The sequence below is a fragment of the Burkholderia sp. AU6039 genome (genome assembly GCF_002223365.1).
Lineage (GTDB): Bacteria > Pseudomonadota > Gammaproteobacteria > Burkholderiales > Burkholderiaceae > Burkholderia.
Genome location: NZ_NKFK01000003.1, coordinates 2,069,212 through 2,087,042 on the forward strand (window position 1 = coordinate 2,069,212; position 17,831 = coordinate 2,087,042).

The following is a 17,831-nucleotide window of genomic DNA, read 5'->3' on the forward strand; positions in this document are numbered from 1 at the left end:
TCCGTTCGGATGACGCGGGCCGCCGGGCGGCCGGTATGCTGGTCCGGGAATCCTTCATCCCGACCAGGAGAACACGAGCATGCCCATCGCGCTGGCGCCCGGCGACCCGGCCGCGCACGACGGTTTCGACGACGCGGCGTGGACGGCGCGCGAACTCAGCGCGTGGCTCGGGCTCGTCTATCAGGGCCCGTCGGAGCCCACCCCGTGGGCCGGCTTCCTCGAAGCGGTCCGCGCGCGGCTCGACGCGCGCTTCACGACGCTGGTGCTGCGCAACCCCGGCGGCGCACGGCACGGGCTCATCATCAACGCGTCGGCGCATGGCCCGCTGCTGCCCGGCGAGCCGTCATACAGCGAGCAGTTCTACGCGCTGTGCCCGTTTCTCGACCAGCCGCCCGGCCAGGTCTTCACGGCCGACCGGCTGTTCGGCGAAACCGCGTGGCGCGCGCACGATTTCTACCGGCAGTACCTGCAGCCGCTCGACCTGCGCTACATCCTCGGCGCGAACCTGCGTGGCGAACGTGGCGTCGAATGCGCGTTCTTCGTGAGCCGCGCGCACGGCGGCCACGATTTCGACGCGGCCGAGCGCGCGCAGGTCGCGACGCTACTGCCGCACCTGCAGCGGGCAGTCGAGCTGCACGCGGCGTTCGACGTGCTCGATGCCGAACGTGCGCTGTATGCGGGCACCGTCGACCGGCTCGACGTCGGCACCGCGATCGTCGACGAGGACGGCCGCGTGATCAAGCGCAACCGCATCGCCGAGCGGCTGATCGAGCAGCAGGACGGGCTGTGCGTGCGCCAGGAGCGGCTCCACGCATCGTGCCCGCTCGACGAACGCCGGCTGCAGAAGGCGCTGCAGGCCACGCTCGAGCATTTCCGCGCGGGCGCGCTTGCGCGCATCGAAGCCACCACGCTGTCGCGCCCCGGCGGCGCGCTGCCGTTGAGCGTGCTGCTGCGCCCGCTCGCGCCCTACCGCGGCGCCGAGGACCGGCAGCACCGGCCGGCCGTCGCCGTGTTCGTGCGCGATCCTGCGTCGTCGCCGCAAACGTCGCGCGACATGCTGCACCGGCTGTTCCGGCTCACGCCGATGGAAACCGAAATCGCGCTGCTGCTCGTCGACGGGCTGACGCTCGACGAAGCGGCCGCCGCGACGGGCATCACGAAGAACACCGCGCGCGCGCACCTGCGCGGCATCTTCGCGAAGACGGGCGCGACACGGCAGGCCGTGCTCGTGAAGACGCTGCTCAACAGCGTCGTATCGATGGCGTAGCAGAGGCGACGGCAGCCGCCGGACGGGCTGCCGGCCGATGCCCCCCGCGCACGCAGCGCGGGCCGCGACCGAAGACGCGGCAATTGGCGCCTACCCGTCTCATGTCATACGTCATCAGACATGAAAAATCACTGGCGCTCCTCATGAAATTCCCCAATTTCTGGGAAATTTCCGGGTAAACCCGCGACGTCTTCATCGACGCTCAGGCGTACCATGTCATACGACGACATACTACATAGACCGCCACCCGGATGCCGACGCGGGCCACCGCCCCGTCCGCCGCCGCCCGACCGGAGACACGCTTGAACCCGCCCTCGCACACTCTGCCCGGACGCGACCCGCTCGCGTCCGCCGTCTCGAAAGTGAAGTGGCACGTGCTGCCGCTCGTGCTGATCATGTTCATCGCGAACTACATCGACCGCGTGAACGTCGGCTTCGTCGATCGCCACCTCGAGGCGTCGATCGGCATCGGCGCGGCCGCGTACGGCCTCGGCGCCGGGCTGTTCTTCGTCGGCTACGCGCTGTTCGAGGTGCCGTCGAACCTGCTGATGCAGCGCTACGGCGCACGCATCTGGCTGGCCCGGATCATGGCGACCTGGGGCATCGTCGCGGCCGCGATGGCGTTCGTGTGGAACGACACGTCGTTCTACGCGCTGCGCTTCCTGCTCGGCGCGGCCGAGGCCGGCTTCTTCCCCGGCGTCGTGCTGTACCTGTCGCAATGGCTGCCGCCGCAGGAGCGCGGCAAGGCGATGGCGATCTTCCTCGGCGGCTCCGCGTTCGCGTCGGTGCTGTCCGGGCCCGTTACCGGCGCGCTGCTGTCGATCCGCGGTTTCGGCCTCGAAGGCTGGCAATGGATGTTCCTGATCGAAGGGCTGTTCTCGGTCGCTCTGTGCGGCGCGAGCTGGCTGCTGCTGAAATCGCACATCCGCGACGCGACCTGGCTCACGGCCGAAGAACGCACGGCGCTCCAGAACGCGCTCGACGACGAGCGCGCGACGCGCGACGTCCGCTCGAACGTGCCGGTGCGCGCCACCGCGCTGCTGCGCGACCCGCAGATCATGCTGTTCTGCTTCCTGTATTTCTCGATCCAGTTGACGATCTACGCGGCCACGTTCTGGCTGCCGACGATCATCCGCAAAATGGGCGGGCTCACCGATTTCCAGGTCGGCCTGTACAACACGATTCCGTGGATGATCGCGATCGGCGCGATGTACGGCTTCGCGGTGCTGTCGTCGAAGTGGAAGCATCCGCAGCGCTGGCTCGCGGTCGCGCTGGTGCTCGCCGCGTGCGGGCTGTTTGCGTCGACGTCGCACGATCCGGCATGGTCGTTCGCGTCGATCTGCTTCGCCGCGCTCGGCTTCAAGGCCGCCTCGTCGCTGTTCTGGCCGATCCCGCAGGGCTATCTCGACACGCGCGTGGCCGCGGCCGTGATCGCGCTGATCAACTCGGTCGGCAACCTCGGCGGCTTCGTCGCACCGACGGCGTTCGGCTATCTGAAGCAACATACGGGTTCGATCACGGGCGGACTGTACGCGCTCGCGATCGCTTCGCTCGTCGCCGCGGTCGCCGCGCTGTTCGCGCGCACGCACCGGCGCAGCGATCCGCCGCGCGGCCTGCCGGCCGACGAATCCTTCACGAACGCTGCGATGCTCCGCCATGCCGAACACTGACCGCCTGACCGTCGTCGTCTCGAATGCCGCCGACGGCGACCTCGCCACCTTCTCGCTCGCGGCCGACGGCACGCTTGCGCCGCTCACCCGCTATCCCGCGGCCGACGTCGCGATGCCGATCGCCGTGCCGGCCGACCGTGCGCGGCTCTACGTCGCGACGCGCGGCGAACAACCGACGATCGTCGCGTTCCGCGTCGTGCCCGCCACCGGCGCGCTCGTGCGCATCGGCACCACCGCGATCGACGCGAGCCATGCGTACCTGTCGCTCGACCGCAGCGGCCGCTGGCTGCTCGGCGCGTCGTACGGCGGGAATTCGCTGAGCCTCTACGACGCCGCGCGCGTGCGCGACGGCGACGGCACGCCGCTGCAGGTCACGGGCGGCATCGCGAACGCGCACGCGGTGATCGTGTCGCCGGACAACCGTTTCGCGTACGTCAGCTCGCTCGGCTCGGATCGCGTGTTCAGCTTCGCGCTCGTCGAGGACGCGGCCGGCCTGCGCGCGCTCGAACATGGCGAAACGCGCGTGCCGGCCGGGTTCGGCCCGCGTCACCTGCAATTCGCGGATGACGGCCGCACGCTCGTCTGCGTCAGCGAATTCCAGGCCACGCTCGCGACGTTCGCGCGCGACCCTGAAACCGGCCGGCTCGGTGATGCTCGCGTGAGCGCGCGCCATCCGGCCGTCGCCGAACTCGCGCAAGGCCATGCGCGGCCGCCCGCGCCCACCGAACCGTCCGTCTGGGCCGCCGACCTGCACCTGACGCCCGACGAGCGTTTCGCCTACGTCAGCGAACGCACATCGAGCCGCCTGCTCTGCTATCGCCGCAGCGAAGACGGCACGTTCGAACCCGCGCACGCGACCGCCACCGAAACGCAGCCGCGCGGGTTCGCGATCGACCCCTCGGGACGCTGGCTCGTCGCCTGCGGCGAACAGTCTGAATTCGTGTCGGTGTATGCGATCGCGCCGGACGACGGCGCACTGTCGCCGCACGCACGCGTGCCGGGCGGACGCGGGGCGAACTGGGTCGCGATCGTCTGAAGCCGTGACACGCGGCGCATGACGCGGCAGGCCCGCCACGCAGGCCGGTGCATAACCGCGTTCAGCGCCGCTCGCTCGGCGCGACGCCCGTCCAGCGCTTGAACGCGCGCGTGAAATTGGCGCGATCCGTATAGCCGACGCGCGCGGCGATCTCGTCGACCGGCAGCCGCGTGCCTTCGAGCAGCCGCAGCGCGTCGCGCAACCGGATCTCGTCGAGCAGCGTCGAATAGGTCGCGCCGTACTCGGCGAGCTTGCGCTTGAGCGTGCGCGCCGACACATGCAGCTCGCGGGCGACGTCGTCAACCGACGGATAGCCGCCTTCGCCGCAGATCAGCAGGTTGCGCACGCGCTCGACGATGCTTTCCGCATAGCCGAGCCGCGCGAGCTCGGCCTCGCACTGCTGCACGATCATCTGCGCGGTATGCGCGTTCGCGGTGCCGATCGGCTCGTCGAGCAACGCGGCATCGCAGCGGATGCGGTTCGCGCTCGCGTCGAAATGACAGCGCGGCAGCCGCGCGCGATAACGCTCGAACCACGGCGGCTCCGGCCATTCGAAATGGAGTTCGGCACGCGACTGCAGCGTGCGCCCCGGCACCGGATGCAGCAGCGAGTTGAACAGGATCGCCGTCTCGACCAGGAAGTTCTCGACCGCGAACTGGCGCAGCCGGCCAAGCGGAAACGCTTCGAACACGTCGATGTCGACGATTCCATCGAGTTGCGCGAGCCGCACCGAGAAGAACGGCACGCGCGTCGGCAGATAGCGGATGCCGAGCGAGATCGCCTCGCCGAGCGTCGCGCAGCTCATCAGCCCGAAGCCGATCAGTCCCGCTTTCGTCAGGCTGCTGCGCAGGCCGATCTCGATCGCGATCGACGGGTCGTCCGTCGCGTCGAGCAGGTTGAACACGATCGCCGCCTGTTGCAGCGGCGTGATGCGCGCATCGGGCTGCGCGAGCCGGTCGCGCTCGACGCCCGAACCGGCCAGCACGCGGCCGCCGTCGATGCCGCGCTCCTCGGCCAGCATCAGCATGAACAGCGCATACGCGGACGACACCGTCGCCTTGTTCAGCTGGCGGGCGGCATCCGGGACGGACAGGACCATGCGGCGGACTCCGGAGCGGTTTCGGCGGATTGTAGCGTCGCTGGCCCGCAATGACACCGGGGCGTGACTCTAGCCGCGCCGGCCGGCCATCGTGGCCCGAAATGACACCCCCATTGGCACCGGCGGCCCTCGCGTGCGGTCCGGTGCGCGCCTATGCTTGTCACATCGGCATTGCGCCCCACCCTTTCCGCAGGAATCCCGGTCGATGAGCCAACCCGCACGAACCGCCTTTCGCCACGACGCGGACAAGGTCGCGTACGTCCGCCGCGAGGTCAACGCCGCGAGCGACGCGATCCGCGCGCGCTTTCCGCTGCTCGACAACCAGAACCTCGTCGGCGCGACCGTGATGGCCGTCTCGGTGAGCGCGATGCTCGCGATCGCGTGGCTCTATGCGCGCGGAGCGATCGCGTGGTACGTCGCGCTGCCGCTCGCCGCGTTCGTCACGTCGCTGATCCACGAGCTCGAGCACGATCTGATCCACCTGATGTACTTCAAGAAGACACCGTGGGCCTATCACCTGATGATGGCGCTGTGCTGGCTCACGCGGCCCGGCACGATCAACCCGTGGACGCGGCGGCGCATGCACCTGCATCACCACAAGGTGTCGGGCGGCGAATCGGATCTCGAGGAATTCGGCATCACCAATGGCGAGCGCTGGGGCGTGAAGCGCCTGCTGATGATCGCGGACGGCATGCTCGCCGTCGTGCTGCGGCCCACCGCGATGCGCCGCAAGGTGAAGCAGTACGTGGCCGCGCAGCCGGTGCAGGATCCGTCCGAACGCCTGCAGTTGCGCGTCGAGCAGGTGTCGTCGTACATGCCGGTCGGTCACCTGTATTACGTGCTGTGGCACGCGTTCATCGTCTATCACGTCGGCCTGTTCGCGCTGCATGCGTTCGGCTACCCGGTGACGGTGCCGGCCATGGTCGAGCGCGTGATGAGCGTCGTCGATTTCCTGGCCGTGGTGTGGCTCGGGCCGAACTTCGTGCGCAGCTTCTGCATCAACTTCGTCAGCTCGAACATGCATTACTTCGGCGATATCGATTCACGCAACGTGATCCAGCAGACGCAGGTGCTCAACCCGTGGTGGATGCTGCCGTTCCAGCTGTTCTGCTTCAACTTCGGCAGCACGCATGCGATCCATCACTTCGTGGTGCGCGACCCGTTCTACATCCGCCAGCTGACCGCACGCACCGCGCATGCGGCGCTGCGTGAAGTCGGCGTGCGCTTCAACGACGTCGGCACGTTCGCGCGGGCGAATCGCTGGGGCAGTTATCGTCCGGCGCGCGGCACGCGCCAGGCTCAGGCCGACGCGTAACGCACCACCTCAACCGCCGATCGGCGGCATCGGCCCTTGCCCGCGGATCCACGACCAGTTCGCGAGCTCGGCCATTTCCTTGTCGCCACGGCTGTCGCCGTACGCGAACAATTGTTTCGGCGGCCGGTCGCCCCACCACCCGCGCAGCCGCACGACCTTCTGCGGCCCCCAGCAGTTCTCGCCGTCGAGCCGACCGGCGAAGGCACCGCGCTCGAACGCCAGCCGCGTCGCGAGCACCGCATCGAAGCCGGCCGTCTTCGCCCACTTCTCCAGATACAGCGACGGCGACGCGCTCACCAGCACGACTTCGTGCCCGCGTGCCCGATGCTCGCGGATGCGTTCGAGCATTTCCGGGCGCACGAGGCTCGGCAGATAGGTGTCGACGAACGTGCGCGCCTGCGCATCGAGCGCATCCTCGCGCACCGGCCCGAACGCGAACGATGCGAATTTCGCTTTCGCGTCGCCACGCGACAGCAGCCCGGCCTTCATCGCAATGATCCACGGCAGCGCGCGCAATCCGGCCCACGCGAAGCGCGGCGTGCCGACCGCATAGCGGACGAAATGGCGAAAGCTGTCGGTGGTCGTGATGGTGCCGTCGAAATCGAATGCGGCAACGATGCGGTCAGTCATGGAGAATCGGCGGGAAAGCGATGAGATGCCCGGGAAGATAGCAGACTCGGGCCAGCGCACGTGAAATGACGTGACGCGGCGTGGCCTGCGCAGCGAACACGCGCGCCGCAGCGCACGCGTTCGTGCCCGTCGCGCCGTGTGCTCAGCGCTGCGGCCGCGCAGCCAACGCCGCCGGCAGCACGACGTTCATCAGATGATCGGCGCGCGACAGCAGATCGGTCACGCGCTCGTCGAGCCCGCGCAATTGCGCGGGTTGCATGCGGATCTGCTGCACCGCCTGCCCGACGATGTTGCGGCGGTCGAACAGCGTGCGCTCGACACCCGCGTCGTCCGGCGCGCGCACGACGTCCGACACCGCGCTCAGCGCCGCGAGCACGACCACGAGGTTTTCTTCCGCATGGCGGACCTTCGCGGCGAGTTCTTCGGTGCGGCGCGGGAAGAAGCCGAGCGACTGCTTGAGCGCCCCGATCGCCGCGCGGTAGTCGACATGGCCCGTCGCCGCGCCGAACCAGCGTTCGAACATGCCGGCCTTGCGCGTCGCCTGCGCGAGCATGCCGGCCATCATGTCGGCCGCGCCGAGTTCGTTGAATTCGCGCGTCGTGGCCGCCACGGCTTCGACGAGGTTGCCCGCCGTCTCCAGCGCGCCGTCACCGATCGTCGCGATCGTCGCGAACTTGAGCGGCACCAGTTGCCGGATGTGCCGCTCGATGCGCGGCGCGTAGTCGGGATAGAGATTCGGGAAGCTGGCCTGCGCGGCGCGGAAGCACGCTTCGAGCTGCGGATGGTTCGATTCGCCGAATACCGCACGGCCGACCGCCTCGGCCGGCGCCGTGCGCACGGTCTTGCCGGACGCGGGCGCCGGCCCGAAGTCGAGCGCCTGCGGCGCCGGCCGCTCGGGCCCGCGCGCAACCGGCGCCGCGGCCGCGGGCGGCGCGTCGAACGCAAGACGCCCGGGCGTGCGCTCGGGCGTCGTATCGAACTCGAGCCGCTTCGGCTCGTCGGACGGATTCGTCATCGCTGCTTCCTGCCCGGCGCGGCGGTATCCCGCCGGCCGGGCTGCCGCCAGTCAGACCGCGCCGCCGTACGCGCGCACGAAGTCGCCCAGGCCACGGTTGTAGCCGGCGCCGACCGCCTTGAACATGAAGTGGCCGTCGCGGCGATAGAAGCTGCCGACCTGCACCGACGTCTCCATCGAGAAGTCTTCCTCGAGCGTGTACTTCGCGATCACCGCGCCCGACACTTCGTCGGCGATCTGGATGTAGCTGTTGCGCACCTGGCCGAAATTCTGGCGACGCGCTTCGGCCTGGTCGATCGTCACGACCACCGAGATTTCCTCGATGTCCGCGGCCAACTTCGTCATGTCGATGAAGATCACCTCGTCGTCGCCGTCGCCGCTGCCCGTGCGGTTGTCGCCGCTATGCACGACGCCCAGGCACTTCGACGCGGGCATCCCGCGCTTCGGGAAATCGTCGCCCGGCTGGATGAAGGTGTCCTTGCGCTCCATCGTGCGCACTTCGCTGTTGTAGAACACGAAGTGCTGATCCGAGATCAGCTTCGGATTGCTCTGCGCGTCGTACTTGCACAGGAACACCGACACGTCGAGATCGAAGTCCGTACCCGTGTCCGTCGCGTTCGCATCCCAACCGAGACCGATGCGGAACTTCTGCGTGCCAGGCGCTTCCTTCGACAGGTTGACGCGACCGCCTTTCGACAAATTGATCATCTGAACCTCTTCTGCTGGAACCGCCGTTGCGCCGGCGGCAATGCCGGGCCGCCCTGCGCGGCCCCTCGTTGATGGTGTTCGATCTGCACGTGACGCGGGGTCACTCGCCCGCTACAGCCGTGCGGTCTTCCTTGCGTTGCACGACGATCGACGACCACACGGCCGCCGCGATCATCGCCGCACCGACCAGGCCGGTGATGACCTCGGGCACCTCGAACTTCACGCCGAGGAACATGATCGTTGCGAGCGCACCGATTGCCCAGAACGCGCCGTGCTCGAGATAGCGGTATTGCGCGAGCGTGCCCTTCTTCAGCAGCACGAGCGTCATCTCCCGGATATAGGCCGCACCGACGCCGAGGCCGAGCGCGATCAGGAAAATGTTGTTCGACAGCGCGAAGGCACCGATCACGCCGTCGAAGCTGAACGACGAATCGAGCACTTCGAGATACATGAAACCCGCGACGCCCTCGCGCACCACGCGCGTACCCGTCTCCTCGCCGCCGATCAGGTCGCCGATGCCGTGCGCGATCACGAAGCTGATCACGCCGAACGCCCCCGCGAGCAGGAAGGCCACCTGCTCGGCTGCCGGCACGTAGAGCGACGCGACGATGACGATGGCGAGCGTGAGTGCCACTTCCAGCGCCGTGATGCGGCCGAGGTGGCTCATCGGGCCTTCCAGGAAGCCGATCCAGTGCTCGTCCTTGCCGGTGTCGAGCATGAACTTGAAGAACACCATCAGCAGGAACGCGCCGCCGAATGCGGAGACCTGGTGATGCGCGGACGTGAGGATCGACGCGTACTGCGCCGGCGACTCGATCGCGAGCTTCAGCGCGTCCCACATGCCGATGTGGCCGATCACCGCGACGATCAGCAGCGGGAACACGAGCCGCATGCCGAACACGGCGACCGGCAGGCCGAACACCATGAAGCGGTTGCGCCACTTCTCCGACCAGTTCTTGAGCACCGAGGCGTTGACGACCGCGTTGTCGAGCGACAACGAAATTTCGAGCACCGACAGGACCGCGACGATCAGCATGTCCTTCACGCCGCCGAGGAGATAGGCCGCGATCAGCGCGAGCACCGTGAGCGACAACGGGATCTTGAAGTCTTTCAACATGATGGGGGTAATCGAGTTCGGGATAAGAGGCGGGCGGGCTGCGCTTACTTCGTGCGGACCCAGTTGCAGAATTCCTGCGTGATCAGCTGTTCGTAGATCTGTTCGTCGCTGACGTCGAGCGATTCGAGATGCAGGAAGCCGACGTTCGGCATCTCGTCCGCGACTTCCGCGAGGAAGCCGAATTCGCTCGGATCGCCGACGCCGACGAGCGACCAGTACAGCGGGTAGTGCTGCGACTCGGCGAGCAGCTGGCGCACGCGCTTGCGGTCGTTCTTCGGGTTCTGGCCGTCGGTGACGAACAGCACCCATGCGGGCAGATGGCCGTTCACCGGCGCGGCGGCGGCCGGCGTGGGCGCCTCGTCCGCGCCGCCGAACAGCCGGCTCAGGAAGCCGCGCTTCTCTTCGCGCTTCGGCGACGGCGCCGGCGCACGGAAGAAGAAGTCGACGATGTCGTTCATCACCGGCGCATACTGCGTGCCGCCCCACTTGTCGATCCGCGCGTTGAGCACGTGGTCGGAAATATACGAACCGTAGTTGTCCGGCGTTGCGGTCGGCAGGCGGTCGTAGCCTTCGGTGAAGGTCCACGTATCGACTTCGCCGTTGTCGTCGAACTTCAGTGCGATGCCGAGAATCCGGTCGTGCGTGTCCTGGATCACGCCCGACTGGTACAGCGGCTTCGCGGAGCCGGAGATGTCGAGCGCCGCCCCGACGCGCACGACGGGCGGCTTCAGGATCTGGCGTTTTTCGAGGACGATCGCGACCTTCGCCGCGCGTTTCTCAAGCGTAATCATGCGGTGTTCTCTCGGTTCTTTCAGTTGTGCTTCGGAGCGAATCGGGTGATCAGGTCCTGTTCGAGCTGGCGCAGGCGCGGTGCGTCCTGCTCACGCTGGCGACGGCCGTCGGCGATGATCTGCGTGATGTCGTCGAATGCGCCGAACAGCTGCTGCTGCGCGTGTTCGAACGTGTCGGTCGAGATCACCGGGCGCTGGCTCAGCTTCGCGACTTCCTGCGCGTTCTGGCGGTTCAGGTCGGCCTGCGCGCGGATCGCCTCGTCGGCCGCGTCGTACGTCGCATTGGCGAGCGCCGCCGCGCGCTTCGTGCTGAGCTGCTCCAGGTAGAGCGCGAACGCGTTGGTCCACGCGGGGATCAGCACGGTCTTGATCGTCATGAACTTCGACGTCAGCGTGCGTTTCTGGTCCTGCTCCATCCGGATCTGCGGCGCGAGCTGCTTCGACATCAGCATCGCGCGGTCGAGGTCGTCGAGCTTGCTTTCGAGCGCGTCGACCTTGCGCTTCACGTCGAGCAGGCGCTGTGCGGCGAACGCGTCGTCCACCGGCTGCTGGCCGGCCGCGAGATGCGCACGCAGCGCCGCGAGCGCCGTTTCGCCGTGCGCCTTCGACTGCGCGAGCTCCTGGTGCAGCGCGTAGTTGTCGTTGTACATCCGCTCGAGCTCGTCGATGCCGGCCTTCTGGCGCTGCGCATGGTTCTCGAGCTCGACGACGAGCGTGTCCATCCGCTTGCTCACCGACTCGTATTGCGACAGCAGCTTCCCCTTGGTCGAGCGGAACAGCCGCGTGACCTGCGTGAGCAGCCCGCCCTTGTCGGCGCCGCGCGGGTCGAGCCCCTTCGCGGTCGCGATCAGTTCGTTGAGCTTGTCGCCGAACTGGTCGGCATCCGACGCGCGGACGCTGGCGAGAATCTGCTGGGAGAAGGCGGCGATCCGCGTGCCCTGCGTCGCGCCGAGCTGGTCGATCTCGTCGACGGTGATCAGGCGCACGTTCTCAGTCGGGCGTGCCGCCGGCACGGCAACGGCGACGGCGGCGGCGGGCACGGCGACGGGCGCTGCAACGGATGACGAAGACGGGGTGGAAGGACGATCGCTGACCGCATCGGAATTCTTGTCGTCGAAGAGCGGCTTCATGTGGCTACCACGTTTCCTTTTCTGCTTTCTGCTGCGTGTTGTCATGCGCGCGAGGCGCGCATCCGCGATTGCCGCCGTGCTCTCTCACGTGCGGCAGACGGACAATAAATGGCCCGAGCGCCTTGCGTCAAGGGAAGGAATTCTTTCAATTTCCATTCATTTTGTAATGTACTGGGTAGACGCGAAGCCCGATCGCCGCCACTTCTGCCGTCATGCATGCAGGTCACGCAAGATTCGAGCGCGTCGAAACTTACATGTCAGATCAATGTGAAAGAGAAATGAAACCGCCTGTTCCGGCGGGTTTCAGACGACGCGCCTACGTGGACGAGACGCGCGCGAGTGCCGCGCTAGCGATCCTGCACGCGATTCATCCCGAGCCGAGGCAGGAGGAACGGCACCGATCGGTCACGAATCGTGAAATCCCACCGTCCTTCGATGTCCACGAACGTCGCGCTGAAGTGGCGGTCGTCGGTCCAGGTCATGTCGTCGAGATGGCACGACGCGTACATCGCGCCGACCGTGCGCCGCGCGAATTCCTCCAACGGATCCTTCGACACGAGCGTGAACGTGACGGCCTCCTCGAACAGGCAGTCGTAGTCGGTGACGAGCAGATAGGCGGCCGGCGTTTCGAACTGGCGAAGCAGCACATAGCCGGAAACGGCGAGGCCGCAACGTTCGCCGTTCACGAGCACATGCGTGCGCGACGGCCACGTTTCATACGGACCGTCGTGCGTTTCGAGCGTGAAGCGCTCGATCGGCTTCATCGCCGAGCCAGTTGGTGAAGGTCTTGTTCCCGATGCATCGCCGCGTCAGTTCGCGGCCTTGCGATACAGCGCGACGTAGCCCGCGAGCATCAGCAGCAGCGACCCGCTGACGCGGTTCAGCCACTTCTCCCCCGCGGCTTTCCACACGCGCACCGAATGCACGCCGAGCAGTGCATAGCCGGTCATCCCGATAACGTCGATCGCGACGATCGTCGCCGCGAGGATCGCGTACTGCGGCGCGATCGCATGCGACCGGTCGACGAACTGCGGCAGCAGCGCGGACATGAACAGGTAGTACTTCGGGTTGCTCATCGCGACGAAAAAGCTCTTCAGGAACGCGGTCCGGCGATCGGGCGTCGCGTGATCGAGCGCCTGCGCAGCGGCGGAACCGCCGGATGACAGCAGCATCCGCACGCCGACATAGGCGAGCCACGCCGCGCCGGCCAGCTTCAGCGTGACGAATGCCGTTTCCGACGCGTCGAGCAGCATCCCGAGACCGCACCCGACCAGCGCAACGAGCACGACATCGGCCGTGACAGCCCCCAGCATGCCGACCATCGCGTGACGCAACCCGTACCGCGAGCCGTTGCTCATCGCGAGCAACACCGTCGGGCCGGGCGTCGCGACGCCGACGGACAGGATCAGGGCAAATGCGAGCAAGGCGGACAGCGACATGGCGGGCGTTCCTGTTGAACGAAGGGCTGGAAAATGCAGGCGGACGGAGCATGATCGCATGATGGCGCGACCGCCCGCTCGACGGTTGTCTGGCGGGCCGCCGACCTCGCGCTCCGTCCGATTTGCGTGGCTCGTCGGACGGGGTGGCGGACTGTCCCCGGAGTTTGCTATACTCTCGGTCTTCCGGAGAGATGGATGAGTGGTTTAAGTCGCACGCCTGGAAAGCGTGTATAGGTTAATCGCCTATCGGGGGTTCGAATCCCCCTCTCTCCGCCAGTATTCAAAAATGCCCGCGCCAGCGGGCATTTTCGTTTCCAGAGAGAAGCCAGCCGACAGGTCGGCTGGCACGGGGGATTCGAAGGGATTCGCCTGCAAGCGAACCCGCGGCCCGCGCTCGTGTGGGCGCATCCCCCGGACATCCGCAAAAACGGGCGCTTGGCCCGCTTTTCATTTCTGCACGCTGAAGCGTCCGCCGATCGTCGGCCGGTGTGGCGACCGTTGGCCGCGCCCCCGATGCGCGCTACGCAGACACGCTCGCCATCAGGCGCTTCACCTCGATTCCGTCATCAGGCATCAAGCGCGGGCGACGGCCAGGCAATTCAATGCGTTTCTCGTCGCCGCATTGCCTTGTTCGGCCCGACGACGCCCATTCAGTCCGTCATTCGAAATGGAATAACGATCGTAAATTCGCATCGCGGATTGTCGGCCACTCAAGTTCCCGGTATGTGACCGTTAAAATAACGTCCCGATAAACAATATGAACGCGTGTAGAGACCATGAAAAATAAGAAACTGCTGGCGATCGCCGGGATCGCAATAGCCGCGGGCGTGGCGTCCAGTTATGCGAGCCCGTATATCACCCTGTATCAGATGCGATCGGCCTTGGCCGACAACGATGCCGACTCGTTTTCTTCCTATGTCGATTTTCCATCGATGCGAGAAAGCCTGCGTGCGCAACTCATAACCATGATGCAGGCGAAAATGGCGAATTCCCCCGAGATGAACGGCAATCCATTCGCCGATCTGGGAATGGTGATGGCGATGGGTTTCGTGAATCAAGCCATCGACACGATGGTTACGCCGGCGGGCGTCATGACCATGATGGCCCAGGGCGCAGCCAAGCCTGCACGCTCCAGCGTGCAGGCCTCCTCTCCCGAACCATCGGAAACGGCCCAACCGGGGTCCGACGGCGGCACCGCGCCGCAAACATCGAACAGCAAGCCGAAAGCCGACTATTCGGCCGGCTACAAGAACTGGTCGACCGTCACCGCAACTGCGCGAAAAGGAACGGACGACGAGGTGACATTCATCCTCAAGCGTGACGGCCTCTGGTCCTGGAAGCTGAGCGCAGTTAATCTGCCGATCGACAAATTCGGTTCAAACTGATCACCAGGAAGCGGCCCCCGCCCTGCGCAGCCGGCCCGCTTCCCTGCTTGATCTGAGCGTGCGGCGCACCGCAACCCCCGAACACCGCACGCTAAAGATGTGTATTCTCCTGACGATATCCAGGGTTTCATCACCGCGAGTCAGATCCATGCGATTGAGTCCACGGTTCGCCATGCTGGCTGTTGCTGCGACGATGCTGTCAGCTTGCGCGACGGCATTTTCGCCCGCGTCGATCAGCACCACCATCGCGGTGACCGCTCCCCCGCCGCTCGAAAAATCGCTGCGCGACGGCGGATCGTCGACCGACCTGTCGGTCATCGGTCAGCCCGCATCCCAATTCCGCACGCTTCTTTCCGTTCGCGAATGCGCCGCCGGCAAATGCGCAGCGGGAATTGCCAAGCCGACGCTCGCGGTCACGGTCCAGCGCGTGTCCGAGGGACAGGCATCAATACGCTTCTCGGTCAACGGAGAAATCGGCAGCAGCCAGACCCTGACATCGCAAACCGGGAACGCCACGTCGGAAGTGACCATGTCGATCCCGTCCGGCGTAACGCCGATCAACGATCGATTTGCCGTCGATCGGGTCGCGACGATCAAGGTTGGCGAGTTCCGCCACGTGGCCTTGCCGCACGGCATCCGTGCCTATGTCTGCGTCGCCATCCCGAACGCCAAAGGCGTGACGGATGGAAGCTGTGATTTCAGCCGGGTGCAGACGACCAAGGGAGCCGAGCTCGGCATTTCAGCGCTCTGACCCGCCCGTCATGGCGCCAACACGGACGGGTCCCGGCACTTGAGCAATGCCGAACGACACTCGCGTCACGGATGCCGGATGTAATCCACCAGCGCCCGCGTATATTCGTCCGGCTTTCGATCGCACAAACTCACCACAATCGCCACGGCAAAACCCGCCGGCACCCCGAACACTCCCGAACTGATCGGCTCGATCCCGAACCACGTACTCCCCGCGAACCCCGTCAGCTGCGTGAAGTACGGATAGGTCGACACGATGTAGTACACGCACACCGCGAGCCCGGTCACCATCCCCGCGATCGCGCCACGCGTCGTCGTGCGCTTCCAGAACACGCCGAGCACGAGCACCGGAAAGAAGCTCGAGGCCGCCAGCGAGAACGCGGCGCCGACGAGAAACAGGATCTTCCCGGTATTGAGCGACGCGACATACGACGCGAACAGCGCGACCCCGAGCAGCAGCACCTTCGAGATCGTCACGCGCCGCTGGCTCGACGCATCGGGCGCGACCATGCAGTAGTAAACGTCGTGCGACAGCGCGTTCGCGATCGTCAGCAGCAGCCCGTCCGCGGTCGACAGCGCCGCGGCAAGCGCACCGGCTGCGATCAGCCCCGACACGACATACGGCAGCCCAGCGATCTCCGGCGCGGCCAGCACGACCATGTCCGGCTGCATCTGGATTTCCGACCAGTGCACGATGCCGTCGCGAATCACCTCGACGACGCTGATCAGGTCGGGCTCGAAGTGATGCCATTGCGTGACCCACGCCGGCAATTCGGCGAACGGCCGCCCGACGAGGTTCGCGAGGATCTCGTACTTGATCAGCACCGCGAGCACCGGCACGCTCAGGTAGAACAACGCGATGAAGAACAAGGTCCACCCGACCGAGCGCCGTGCGGACGCGACCGACGTGGTCGTGTTGTAGCGCGTCAGGATGTGCGGCAGGCTCGCGGTGCCGAGCGACAGGCACAGCAGCAGCGCAAGGAAATTCCGCTCGCGCGGCTTGCGTTCGTCTTCGCTCGCGGCGGGAAACGGCTCGTGCATCGGCACGGGCGGCTCGGCACGGGCCAGCAGATCGTCGCGCGCCTGCGTCCACGCGACGCGCGCCGCCGCCGGATCGCGCGGGAAATCGGCCAGTTCGCGCTCGCGCTGGCTGATCTCGCGCAGCGGCCCGTTGTGGCGCCGCAGGTCGGCCAGCTGGTCGGCGAGATGCCGGCGGGCGTCCGCATGGGATGCCGGCAGCCGGTCGAGCCGCGTCTGGATATCCGCGGCCTGCCGGCGGTACGTGTCGCGCACCTGCTGCTCGTCGAACGCATCGCGCACCTGCGCCTCGCGCGCCGCGACCCGCTCCATCAGCTTGCCGTAATTGAACTGCGGCACGGGGCCGAGCCCGTTCTTCATCGCGATCAGCGAAACCGGAATCAGGATCGCGCTGATCAGGATGATGTACTGCGCGACCTGCGTCCACGTGACCGCGCGCATCCCGCCGAGAAACGAACACACGAGAATGCCCGCGAGCCCGCAGAAAATCCCGATCGCGAAATCGACGCCGATGAAGCGCGTCGCGATCAGGCCGATCCCCTGGATCTGCGCGACCAGGTACACGAACGAACACAGGATCGCCGCACCGGCCGCCAGCGCGCGCACGGCCGTACTCGAAAAGCGCGTCCCGAGAAAATCGGGAATCGTGTAGCGCGCGAGCTTGCGCACATAAGGCGCGAGCAGGAACGCGACGAGGCAGAACCCGCCCGTCCAGCCCATCACGTAGGCGAGCGCATCGTAGCCGGTCGCGTACAGCGATCCGGCCAGGCCGATGAACGATGCGGCCGACAGCCAGTCGGCCGCGGTCGCCATCCCGTTGAAGGCAGACGGCACGCGCCGCCCGGCCACGTAGTATTCGACGAGATCGGACGTGCGCGACAGCAGCCCGATCACCGCATACACGGCGATCGGCACGAACAGGAACACGTAGCCGATCCAGACGCCGGAGCCGGTGGCCCGCTCGATCCGCCACATCAGCAGCACGAACCCGAGAAACCCCAGCGTGTAGAGCGCGTAGGCGCGGATCAGTCGGCGCGTCAGCATGGATCAGCGCCCACCGTTCGCGTGGCCGGCGCGTGCCGCATGATCGTCGTACGCACGGCGCAGCGTGCGGTCCGCGCGTTGCATCAGCCCGATGTAGACGACGATCAGCACGAGGTACACGAGAATCGCGCCCTGTGCGCCGACGTAGAACGGCAGGCTGAACCCGGCGAAACGGATCCCGGCGAGCGCGGGCCCGAAGAACGGCACGATGAACGATACCGAAAAGCCGATCACCATCAGCACCGCGATCAGCGCGACGTTGAAGCGCCAGTAGCGTGCGTGGGCACGCGCGAGCGGCGCGGGAACGGGAGGTGGCGCGGCAGGCGCGGGACGGGTCGGAACGGTCATGCCGTTATGTAACAAAAAGCCCCTGCGCGGGCAATCGGGATTGCCGCGC

At 66.6% G+C, this 17,831-nt stretch carries 17 protein-coding genes and 1 tRNA gene; 7 read left to right on the plus strand and 11 right to left on the minus strand.

Features of this window, described 5'->3' with window-relative positions:
- The first annotated feature begins 79 nt into the window (after nt 1-79).
- The 3 genes from CFB39_RS12390 (at nt 80) to CFB39_RS12405 (ending at nt 3,973) form a co-directional block, all read left to right on the plus strand.
- Entirely contained in the window at nt 80-1,267 is a 1,188-nt protein-coding gene (locus tag CFB39_RS12390) for a helix-turn-helix transcriptional regulator (protein ID WP_089473181.1), read from the plus strand.
- A gap of 302 nt (nt 1,268-1,569) precedes the next feature.
- Nucleotides 1,570-2,937 (plus strand): MFS transporter, encoded by a 1,368-nt coding sequence (locus CFB39_RS12400; protein ID WP_089473182.1) that lies wholly within the window; start codon nt 1,570-1,572, stop codon nt 2,935-2,937.
- Nucleotides 2,924-3,973 carry a beta-propeller fold lactonase family protein gene (locus CFB39_RS12405; RefSeq protein ID WP_089473183.1) on the plus strand — a complete coding sequence of 350 codons (1,050 nt, stop codon included), beginning with the start codon at nt 2,924-2,926 and terminating at the stop codon, nt 3,971-3,973. The genes CFB39_RS12400 and CFB39_RS12405 overlap by 14 nt, the downstream gene beginning before the upstream one ends.
- A 61-nt stretch (nt 3,974-4,034) precedes the next feature.
- On the opposite strand, the gene CFB39_RS12410 is transcribed toward CFB39_RS12405, so the two are convergent.
- A complete protein-coding gene (locus CFB39_RS12410; RefSeq protein ID WP_089473184.1) occupies nt 4,035-5,072 on the minus strand; it encodes an AraC family transcriptional regulator in 1,038 nt (345 codons plus the stop codon).
- A gap of 205 nt (nt 5,073-5,277) precedes the next feature.
- Between CFB39_RS12410 and CFB39_RS12415 the strand changes: the two genes are divergently transcribed.
- Complete coding sequence (locus CFB39_RS12415; RefSeq protein ID WP_089473185.1) at nt 5,278-6,387, plus strand: fatty acid desaturase; 1,110 nt, start codon at nt 5,278-5,280, stop codon at nt 6,385-6,387.
- 9 nt (nt 6,388-6,396) lie between these two features.
- Here the strand turns inward: CFB39_RS12415 and CFB39_RS12420 are convergent, their stop codons facing one another.
- The 8 genes from CFB39_RS12420 to CFB39_RS12455 form a co-directional block, all read right to left on the minus strand.
- Nucleotides 6,397-7,017: an HAD family hydrolase gene (locus CFB39_RS12420; protein ID WP_089473186.1), complete on the minus strand. Its 621-nt coding sequence runs from the start codon at nt 7,015-7,017 to the stop codon at nt 6,397-6,399.
- A gap of 142 nt (nt 7,018-7,159) precedes the next feature.
- Nucleotides 7,160-8,032, minus strand: coding sequence for a hypothetical protein (locus CFB39_RS12425; RefSeq protein WP_089473187.1), 873 nt, complete (start codon nt 8,030-8,032; stop codon nt 7,160-7,162).
- Between the two features lie 51 nt (nt 8,033-8,083).
- A complete protein-coding gene (locus tag CFB39_RS12430; RefSeq protein ID WP_089473188.1) occupies nt 8,084-8,740 on the minus strand; it encodes a TerD family protein in 657 nt (218 codons plus the stop codon).
- A gap of 100 nt (nt 8,741-8,840) precedes the next feature.
- Nucleotides 8,841-9,857, minus strand: a complete 1,017-nt coding sequence (locus CFB39_RS12435) for a DUF475 domain-containing protein (protein ID WP_047852100.1) — start codon at nt 9,855-9,857, stop codon at nt 8,841-8,843.
- A gap of 44 nt (nt 9,858-9,901) precedes the next feature.
- Nucleotides 9,902-10,648: a VWA domain-containing protein gene (locus CFB39_RS12440; RefSeq protein ID WP_089473189.1), complete on the minus strand. Its 747-nt coding sequence runs from the start codon at nt 10,646-10,648 to the stop codon at nt 9,902-9,904.
- A 20-nt stretch (nt 10,649-10,668) separates the two neighbouring features.
- Nucleotides 10,669-11,778, minus strand: a complete 1,110-nt coding sequence (locus tag CFB39_RS12445; protein WP_089473190.1) for a toxic anion resistance protein — start codon at nt 11,776-11,778, stop codon at nt 10,669-10,671.
- 347 nt (nt 11,779-12,125) lie between these two features.
- Nucleotides 12,126-12,542, minus strand: coding sequence for a hypothetical protein (locus CFB39_RS12450; RefSeq protein WP_089473191.1), 417 nt, complete (start codon nt 12,540-12,542; stop codon nt 12,126-12,128).
- 45 nt (nt 12,543-12,587) lie between these two features.
- Nucleotides 12,588-13,217 carry a LysE family translocator gene (locus tag CFB39_RS12455; protein ID WP_069248425.1) on the minus strand — a complete coding sequence of 210 codons (630 nt, stop codon included), beginning with the start codon at nt 13,215-13,217 and terminating at the stop codon, nt 12,588-12,590.
- Between the two features lie 185 nt (nt 13,218-13,402).
- Between CFB39_RS12455 and CFB39_RS12460 the strand changes: the two genes are divergently transcribed.
- From CFB39_RS12460 to CFB39_RS12470, 3 genes are all read left to right on the plus strand, one after another.
- Nucleotides 13,403-13,493: transfer RNA gene (locus tag CFB39_RS12460), tRNA-Ser, on the plus strand.
- Between the two features lie 500 nt (nt 13,494-13,993).
- Nucleotides 13,994-14,602, plus strand: a complete 609-nt coding sequence (locus CFB39_RS12465) for a DUF2939 domain-containing protein (protein WP_089473192.1) — start codon at nt 13,994-13,996, stop codon at nt 14,600-14,602.
- Between the two features lie 148 nt (nt 14,603-14,750).
- Nucleotides 14,751-15,353, plus strand: coding sequence for a hypothetical protein (locus tag CFB39_RS12470; RefSeq protein WP_089473193.1), 603 nt, complete (start codon nt 14,751-14,753; stop codon nt 15,351-15,353).
- A 65-nt stretch (nt 15,354-15,418) separates the two neighbouring features.
- Here CFB39_RS12470 and CFB39_RS12475 read toward each other — a convergent pair whose 3' ends face one another.
- Both CFB39_RS12475 and CFB39_RS12480 read right to left on the minus strand, forming a co-directional pair.
- Entirely contained in the window at nt 15,419-17,434 is a 2,016-nt protein-coding gene (locus CFB39_RS12475) for a sodium:solute symporter family protein (protein ID WP_089473194.1), read from the minus strand.
- A 3-nt stretch (nt 17,435-17,437) separates the two neighbouring features.
- The gene (locus CFB39_RS12480) at nt 17,438-17,782 is read right to left on the minus strand and encodes a DUF4212 domain-containing protein (protein WP_089473195.1); all 345 of its coding nucleotides are present in this window, start codon (nt 17,780-17,782) and stop codon (nt 17,438-17,440) included.
- Nucleotides 17,783-17,831: the final 49 nt, after the last annotated feature.

What these genes read in the sequence shown, in the direction of transcription:
- CFB39_RS12390 (WP_089473181.1), top strand. Translation starts at nt 80, where the DNA reads ATGCCCATCGCGCTGGCGCCCGGCGACCCGGCCGCGCACGACGGTTTC.
- CFB39_RS12405 (WP_089473183.1), top strand. Translation starts at nt 2,924, where the DNA reads ATGCCGAACACTGACCGCCTGACCGTCGTCGTCTCGAATGCCGCCGAC.
- CFB39_RS12410 (WP_089473184.1), bottom strand. Translation starts at nt 5,072, where the DNA reads ATGGTCCTGTCCGTCCCGGATGCCGCCCGCCAGCTGAACAAGGCGACG.
- CFB39_RS12415 (WP_089473185.1), top strand. Translation starts at nt 5,278, where the DNA reads ATGAGCCAACCCGCACGAACCGCCTTTCGCCACGACGCGGACAAGGTC.
- CFB39_RS12420 (WP_089473186.1), bottom strand. Translation starts at nt 7,017, where the DNA reads ATGACTGACCGCATCGTTGCCGCATTCGATTTCGACGGCACCATCACG.
- CFB39_RS12425 (WP_089473187.1), bottom strand. Translation starts at nt 8,032, where the DNA reads ATGACGAATCCGTCCGACGAGCCGAAGCGGCTCGAGTTCGATACGACG.
- CFB39_RS12430 (WP_089473188.1), bottom strand. Translation starts at nt 8,740, where the DNA reads ATGATCAATTTGTCGAAAGGCGGTCGCGTCAACCTGTCGAAGGAAGCG.
- CFB39_RS12435 (WP_047852100.1), bottom strand. Translation starts at nt 9,857, where the DNA reads ATGTTGAAAGACTTCAAGATCCCGTTGTCGCTCACGGTGCTCGCGCTG.
- CFB39_RS12440 (WP_089473189.1), bottom strand. Translation starts at nt 10,648, where the DNA reads ATGATTACGCTTGAGAAACGCGCGGCGAAGGTCGCGATCGTCCTCGAA.
- CFB39_RS12445 (WP_089473190.1), bottom strand. Translation starts at nt 11,778, where the DNA reads ATGAAGCCGCTCTTCGACGACAAGAATTCCGATGCGGTCAGCGATCGT.
- CFB39_RS12450 (WP_089473191.1), bottom strand. Translation starts at nt 12,542, where the DNA reads ATGAAGCCGATCGAGCGCTTCACGCTCGAAACGCACGACGGTCCGTAT.
- CFB39_RS12455 (WP_069248425.1), bottom strand. Translation starts at nt 13,217, where the DNA reads ATGTCGCTGTCCGCCTTGCTCGCATTTGCCCTGATCCTGTCCGTCGGC.
- CFB39_RS12465 (WP_089473192.1), top strand. Translation starts at nt 13,994, where the DNA reads ATGAAAAATAAGAAACTGCTGGCGATCGCCGGGATCGCAATAGCCGCG.
- CFB39_RS12470 (WP_089473193.1), top strand. Translation starts at nt 14,751, where the DNA reads ATGCGATTGAGTCCACGGTTCGCCATGCTGGCTGTTGCTGCGACGATG.
- CFB39_RS12475 (WP_089473194.1), bottom strand. Translation starts at nt 17,434, where the DNA reads ATGCTGACGCGCCGACTGATCCGCGCCTACGCGCTCTACACGCTGGGG.
- CFB39_RS12480 (WP_089473195.1), bottom strand. Translation starts at nt 17,782, where the DNA reads ATGACCGTTCCGACCCGTCCCGCGCCTGCCGCGCCACCTCCCGTTCCC.